A 7,149-nucleotide genomic window follows, 5' to 3' on the forward strand; every position below is an offset into this window, starting at 1 on the left:
AAAAACTTCCTGGGGTTATAACATCACATTTAATATGAGATTTTTTAACAAATAATTTGAGATTTTAAAACGGCAATTAAACCGTCAAACCAGGGGTCTTTTTGAGGAATTTTAGAGTAATATTAGAGCGGTATCTGATATTCTTTAGATTCTCAAAAACGACCTCATCCATATCTAATACAACATCTATCGTATTGCTCCAGCCAGCCTCTTTATATTTCTTGTTTTTAGAGGGTAAAAAGTCATTCAATAGAAAATCAGCAGTAATTATTGGGCGTACACTATCTGATATAACTATAATATTAATAGTGATCCCAAGACGGCTACTATACCAATCCTCTACTAGAGACCCGTCTATAGCCTTTTCATTACCACCACCGATAGGTAACCAGCTATATATAACACTATTAGCAACACCCCAATAGCCAATTGTACCATTATCTAAGTAAATTGTATTCGATTGATTTAATCCATATGTGATTTTAGACATCAGCTTACCTTTATTAAGTCCATATCTATTTTATTGTTTACTATATCAACTTTAGCGTTCTTCGCACGATAGTTTTTCTCAAATAATACCAATCGCTTGGATAAATTATCATATTTCGATATATCATGCAACGTGATAGCGCCGGGGTCTGCCTTATTCAAAAAGTAATCATTATATATACTGGCAATCTTTTCAACTAATAATTCGCCTTTAAATCGTGGAAAAAGAGATGAATTGTGTCCACGCCTAATATAATAATAAGCACCAACCATTTCTGACAGGTCAATAGAATAAAAAGGTATATATGTTTCAGTAATTCCCTTCATAATAAATGAATATACTAAATCATCAATAGTTAATGTATCACCGGTTTCAACAAGATTGGTTAAAAATGTAGCAATATCATCAATAATATAATTTACATCAACTTCAGTTGGATAATAAGGTGGATCAGGATAAATTGAACCATCGCCAGGGATAAAACATTTTTTCAATAGATTGCATTCAATTTCGTAATTACAATTAGCATTTAAATTGTTTTTCGTCCCAAATGTTTTCTGAATAGGATCGCCTCCAGAAGCAGGCCAGCCATCGGCAGGTATTAAATTAAAATATAAATTTATATATTGAATCGTATTTTCATTTTCAATTTTATCATAACTCAAAATGTCTGAATTAGCTATGGCTAAGGTTGCGCCTCCACTTCGAGCTACAATATAGACCTTACCTTTAATAATATATATAAAACATCCAAATTCGATCATAAATTGTTTCAAGAATGTTGTACAGAGAGTATCTTCATTTAATCCCTTAATATATAAGTCATCAATGCCATAACTAGTGCCACATTCCTCATCAATTTTTATAATATTGTCACTATCAATAATGACGTCTGAGGATGAAATATATGCCTCACTTAATATATTTTTTAATAATTGAACAAGTAAGACATTATCTGTATATGATGCATCCAAAAGAGTTTTATTGGCTTTGGCGAGATACATTATTGCATCATTTACATCCAGAGTGATATACTTATACTTTAAATTTCCAGTAACTGGTTCTATATAATAGTCAGACTTGCGAATATTTGACCATTCTACGAGACCTCGCCAATAAAGTGAACCATTAAGATTTATATCAACAAATGTTTTATTCTCGGCATTGATAGATTCTATGTTATTTAATAATAATTCGATAGATTCGTGATATTTGAATGTTATTTTGGTGTTGGCATAACGAAATTGATTCTCTCCCGGGTCAATTTCTAATGGGATATTAATTGGTTCAATGTTAGTTATTATAGCATTAATGTTTAAATTGGTAGGTATCCCTGGATTCCAAATTTTTATCATTAATTGGCCAGACGCCGTCTCATAATAGCCTGTACTAGAAGGGAAATAGGCCGCGTAAGGCATTAATTAATCTCTCTTATTTTAAGAATTTTATTACCCTTTTCCACCTTGATCGCCAGCTTCTCGTTATCCAGTTCAGCCCGCAGATCAAGCCCTAAAATCGCATCTTCGATGGCTTTTAACCTATCTTTAATAGCGCTTAAATCAATGTTCAACCGGTTATTGATGGTCTCATAATTATCGCGTTTCTGGACATTAATCGTCGAACCGCCGTTAGCAAAGGCATAGGCTGGCGCGGGGATATTCATTTCTGGGAAAGCAACATTCTGAAGGACTTCCTTAGTGCGAACCGGAAAAGCCATAATCTTGGTCAATAGCTTCGATCCTAATACTCTGGTAGCCGGTGCATTAATTACAAATTCTTCGCCTTCTTCATTGACATTAATGATCTGTTCTTTGCCTTTAATGATACCACCAGTCTTATAAGAAACATTCTGAAGGACTTCCTTCGTCCTAACCGGAAAAGCCATAATCTTCGTCAATAACTTCGACCCTAAGACCCTGGTAGCCGGTGCATTCATCACAAATTCTTCACCTTCTTCGTTAACATTAATAATTTGCTCTTTGCCTTTAATCATACCACCAGTCTTATAGGCAACATTCTGGAGGACCTCCTTCGTCCTAACCGGAAAAGCCATAATCTTAGTCAATAACTTCGATCCTAAGACCCTGGTTGCTGGTGCATTCATCACAAATTCTTCGCCTTCTTCATTGACAATAATTCTCTGCTCCGGGCCCTTAATATAACCACCAGTTTTATAGGCAACATTTTGCAGGATTTCCTTCGTCTGAACCGGAAAAGCCATAATCTTCGTCAATAACTTCGACCCTAAGACTCTGGTAGCCGGCGCATTTACGACAAACTCTTCGCCCTCTTCATTGACATTAATGATCTGCTCCGGGCCTTTAATTATACCACCAGTCTTATAGGTGCTTTTTATCAGCATCACCTGCTTCATACCATATGCAATAGCGGCCGCGGCGGCAGCAGCAGCTAACACTGGTCCAATAGGCCCAAGACCTATCATCGCCTTATATGCTTTCGTAGCCATCTCATAAGTTGCTATGGTGGCTTGAGCTATTGCCGTGGCTTTTTCGATTTTAGAACGTTTTTCAGATTCTTCTCGGTAATGAGCAGTTTGCGATTCCTCATATTTTTCAAGAGCGGTAACCTTAGCCTGATAGGCGTCCTCGCTTATTGCCTTATATTTTAGTTGGTTATCTAATTTGGCTTGCTCATTCTGAATGTAATTTTGGAGGGATTTGATATTATCTTGATATTCAATTTGCCTTTTTTGTTGTTCAAAATTGGCATAACTTTCTAATATCGTCATACTTGCATTAATAGCTTCTTCACGCTGTTCAACCTTTTTCCGATTGAGTTCAATTTCTTCTTCAGTCGCAGAGCGTTCAAAATCCAAGACCTTTTTCCGAGCTGCCAGCGCGGCTTCGGATTCAGCGCCATACAATTTCACGGCATTATTATAGGCATCCTGCAATATATTATACTCGTTAGTAGCGGCTTCTTCTTGACTGATCAATTTATTATCGAGAAATAACTGATTCATCTCGCGCAATTTATCATATTTGGCTTGCTCGGCGGCATTTTCGGTATTGCGAGCGCCTGCCATTTCCGACTCATACCATTCATTAAGTTTCTGAACTGCTGTTTTATATTCGGGAGTTCCCGCCTCAAATAATGCCGCTATGTTCGCCTTCTGGGCTTCAAATTCAATCGTAACTTTCTGAGTAGGAGTTAATTTCGATTGCTCGTATTGCTTGGTGAATTCCTCCCAAGCATTCTTAGCCTTTTCAATCGCGGCAATCTGCTCTTCCGTCACTTCTGTAAATTCTACTACTGGCTTCGGTGCTAAGGCGGAAGTATATTTTTTAGCTTCTTCTTTGGCCAATATTAAAGAAGATTTAACGCCATTTAATCTCTTCTCGAGTTCAATATTGGCATTTTGGGCGGCTTTGATCATCGTATTATGATTTTCAATGGCAATCCGATTACCAATAATCTCTTGAGTATCAGTAGCAAATGAATTTTTTAGCTTATCGTTAGCAATTTCCAATTCGGCGATCGTCGTTTTATTTTGGACTATTTTGGTGGTCAGTTCGGCAATTTGGTCGGCATATTGCTGAACGATAGCCTGCTGGATGAGCTGATTGGTATAGTTTTCTAGTTGGATTCTGGCATTCGCAACCGCAGTTTTTAAGGTCTCATAATTATCAGCTTCCTTTTTCAAGTTACTGAAATAATTAGGAAACTCGCTTTGTAATTTGGCGATGGTATCATTTTTGATTTTCAGCTCTTCATTCGAGAGTTTCTCTTTTTGGGCTAAATATAGAAGAGTCTGAGTCAAATCATCGAATTGATATTGGAGGTCACTGGCATATTTTTTTTGTTGATCGAGATTGCTAACGGTCTTTTTCCCAAAATCAAGTACATTAGCTAAACCAGCAGCAAAATTGCTCATAAACTTTACAGCTGGGACTAAAGCTATTTTGACCAGATTACCAAGCCCTTCCTTTAGATCACCAACCAGATTTTTGTACTGCTCAATGGCGCCAGCCCCATCTTGCGCCGCCTGTTGAGCTAATTTATAGCCATCAGCCATATTCCTTTGCAGAATAGCCATTTTTTCGGTTTCATCTTTGGCTGAGCGCAGTTCTGGAATATAACGCTGTAACTGTGTGAAATTCCCTTCGTAGGCCAAAGCAATGCCTTTTAATGCCAATTCCTGCGAAAGACCTGCTTCCTTGAAACTGGTTGCCAGCCCGATAGCACCGGTTGTGGTTTCGATTACTTTATCGGTTGCAACTCCCATATTAACCGCTAAGCCCATCAGCATTTCCGATTGTTCATCGCCGACGGTGGTAACTTTCTGGATGGCCGAAGCCATATCTTTCAATTTCAGATAATATGAATCGGTATATATGCCCTTATTTTTGAGCGTATTGATTAATCTGGTATCAGCCTGCTCCTGTATATTACTTGCTTTTGTCCAATCACTTATCACGCCGATGACTTTCTTTACAGTCATAGTAACCGTTCCCAGCGCGATTCCTACGCTGGCTATTGTATCAGTCAGAGGACGAGCATTACCACTGAAAATAGTTTTCTTTTCAGCCGGAACTTTCTTGACGGCTTTTTCGGCATTTCCGGCTTCATTAATCGCCTGCTTACTATCGGCTTTGATTTTAGTCGGGTCGGATTCAACCTGCTTATCAAATTGGTCATATATCTTGCCCAGATTTTCGATCTCTTTTTTGAATGCCGACTCATCAATATCCACCCGCACTCCGCTGGCAATTTCGGTGAATTGCTGGCGAAATGATGAACCCATTTTTAGGGCTGATTTTAGCCCTTCCGCAAAGGGACTTAGATCGAGTTTCAGCGATATATTCAGTTCAGCCATCTAAAAACTTCCGAATTTTATCTTCTTTCGTTCCATTCATATTCAAATATAAAAAAGTGACTGCGTCAAGTATAGGAGCCTCGGCGCAGTCTTGAAAGTTGCCATAGCCTAATTGGATCAGATTGGAAATAATTCGGTCATAAACGTATTGGTCATCAATTCCTGTTCGGTCTTCGATGTCAAAGTCTTTTTCAATTCGGACTATATCCTCAAGCGCGAGGACAATTGTTCCAAAAAAGACTGCACTCCTTCCGCCACCATCGCCAGATCAATATTGTCAATATCTTCGTCTCGGAAATCCTTGACGAAGGTAACTTCCAATAGTTCGGCTAATTTTTTCGGTTCCATATAGACATCCATCATCTGCAAACCAAGTTCGTCAGGGTCTTTTTTGATGTCCAAGAAACCGAGTTTTTTATAACAGCGCAGGGCTTTCGGAGTCACAATCTTTAATTTCAATTGGGCTTTTTCTTCAGGCATTTTATCTCCTCAATTATGCCGAAGTGATCTGTAATTGACTTTGGGAGCTGGAAACCAATGAAATCGGCAGATACCAGATTTCGCCGCCCTTAAATGCCGCATCGAGACTACCAACCATAAACAACCAGGAAATAGTCCAAGTCTCGACCGTAGCTCCGTCAGTTTTACGGACTTTGAACTGGCAGTGCCAGGTCGGCAATGGATAACAGCGGGTAGATTCGACAATTGCAGCGGTTTCTGCCGCCTCATTATTGAGTAATGATTTGAGTTGGTCAAGCGTGCCACCGACCAATACGGCCTTGATTTCAATTTTGGCGCCAATATCAATTTTTTCTTTGGGCTCTTCCGATTCGCTGGTGATCACATCCAAAATATGAGGATCAATTTTAACACTGACCCCCTCTTTTTGAACTGTATTAGCATCAGCCGATGAAAGGGCTGTAATAACTGCCGCCATATTCGCTTCAGACGAAGAAGCCTTCATCTTAAAATCATATCCGTTAATTCTTTCAGCCATAATTTATCTCCTTTAAATTGCTAATATATAGCCTGTTAATATTTCATTATTTTCGGTTAATAACTCAAAATGATCCGGGACTAAACCATCATCTTCGCCCCAGAGCGTCTCTTCGATAAGTATCTGTAATATGCTGGCATCGGTGGATTTAATCGTTATCGGAACATAGCCTATTTCGCCACCCTTGAAAGCCAAATCCCAGTTTTTCTGAACCTGACAATTTGACAAAAAGAAATACTTTTCGGTATTGTCCGATAGAAGAACACAAAAACTGACGTCCTGATTATCAATAATATCCAAAACGCTATTCCGGTCGGCTGGACGCAAGATCACGCCTTCGATTACCGCCTTAATTTCGATTGTGGCGCCAACGTCAATCTTCTGGTAAGGTTCATTAGATTGGCTTTCTATTATTTCAAGAATATGCGGCTCGACTTTTAGATTGAGACCTTCTTTCGCCAGATTGTATTCAGTGCCTTGAAAGAAGACACCAGTATTGGCAATCTCAATCTTACGGGCGTGAAGCCATTCAGACATTCAATACCTCGTGTGCCTTTGCCACTGCCGCATCGGCGAAGGCATTATAATCTTTCCATTCCGTCGAACTTTTGGAAATCCGAGACATTTTAAATTCATCATTAATCGAATATTTAGTTCTGATAATCGCTTCCACAATCGCTTCGATAGTCATTTCCCGAATCCAGACCTGATCATATTCATACCAAGTCTCCGGTCCGTCTTCGCCCTGTATTTCTATGGTCCGTTCGTTATAGGACAGCCACCAGCCACCGCGGGCGGGTCGAAAATTTTGTCTTTTCCCTTTAG

Annotated in this window: 7 protein-coding genes; all 7 read right to left on the minus strand. The window is 39.0% G+C overall.

The genetic code is table 11. The annotated features are described in order from the left end of the window. Positions 1-76 precede the first annotated feature (76 nt). Positions 77-490, minus strand: a complete 414-nt coding sequence (locus WC473_06035) for a hypothetical protein (protein MFA5125345.1) — start codon at positions 488-490, stop codon at positions 77-79. Continuing rightward, the gene (locus WC473_06040) at positions 490-1,908 is read right to left on the minus strand and encodes a hypothetical protein (GenBank protein MFA5125346.1); all 1,419 of its coding nucleotides are present in this window, start codon (positions 1,906-1,908) and stop codon (positions 490-492) included. Before WC473_06040 ends, WC473_06035 begins: the two co-directional genes overlap by 1 nt. Then, positions 1,908-5,255, minus strand: a complete 3,348-nt coding sequence (locus WC473_06045; GenBank protein ID MFA5125347.1) for a hypothetical protein — start codon at positions 5,253-5,255, stop codon at positions 1,908-1,910. The genes WC473_06040 and WC473_06045 overlap by 1 nt, the downstream gene beginning before the upstream one ends. A gap of 273 nt (positions 5,256-5,528) precedes the next feature. Continuing rightward, the gene (locus WC473_06050; protein ID MFA5125348.1) at positions 5,529-5,807 is read right to left on the minus strand and encodes a hypothetical protein; all 279 of its coding nucleotides are present in this window, start codon (positions 5,805-5,807) and stop codon (positions 5,529-5,531) included. A gap of 13 nt (positions 5,808-5,820) precedes the next feature. Continuing rightward, complete coding sequence (locus WC473_06055) at positions 5,821-6,324, minus strand: hypothetical protein (protein MFA5125349.1); 504 nt, start codon at positions 6,322-6,324, stop codon at positions 5,821-5,823. 12 nt (positions 6,325-6,336) lie between these two features. Then, positions 6,337-6,861 (minus strand): hypothetical protein, encoded by a 525-nt coding sequence (locus WC473_06060; GenBank protein ID MFA5125350.1) that lies wholly within the window; start codon positions 6,859-6,861, stop codon positions 6,337-6,339. Continuing rightward, the coding region (locus WC473_06065; protein MFA5125351.1) for a hypothetical protein at positions 6,854-7,149 on the minus strand (296 nt) is incomplete at its 5' end. The genes WC473_06060 and WC473_06065, both read right to left, overlap by 8 nt.

It is taken from the genome of Patescibacteria group bacterium (genome assembly GCA_041650895.1).
Classification (GTDB): Bacteria; Patescibacteriota; Patescibacteriia; order 2-01-FULL-39-33; family 2-01-FULL-39-33; genus CAISTG01.

What these genes read in the sequence shown, in the direction of transcription:
- WC473_06035 (MFA5125345.1), bottom strand. Translation starts at nt 490, where the DNA reads ATGTCTAAAATCACATATGGATTAAATCAATCGAATACAATTTACTTA.
- WC473_06040 (MFA5125346.1), bottom strand. Translation starts at nt 1,908, where the DNA reads ATGCCTTACGCGGCCTATTTCCCTTCTAGTACAGGCTATTATGAGACG.
- WC473_06045 (MFA5125347.1), bottom strand. Translation starts at nt 5,255, where the DNA reads ATGGGTTCATCATTTCGCCAGCAATTCACCGAAATTGCCAGCGGAGTG.
- WC473_06050 (MFA5125348.1), bottom strand. Translation starts at nt 5,807, where the DNA reads ATGCCTGAAGAAAAAGCCCAATTGAAATTAAAGATTGTGACTCCGAAA.
- WC473_06055 (MFA5125349.1), bottom strand. Translation starts at nt 6,324, where the DNA reads ATGGCTGAAAGAATTAACGGATATGATTTTAAGATGAAGGCTTCTTCG.
- WC473_06060 (MFA5125350.1), bottom strand. Translation starts at nt 6,861, where the DNA reads ATGTCTGAATGGCTTCACGCCCGTAAGATTGAGATTGCCAATACTGGT.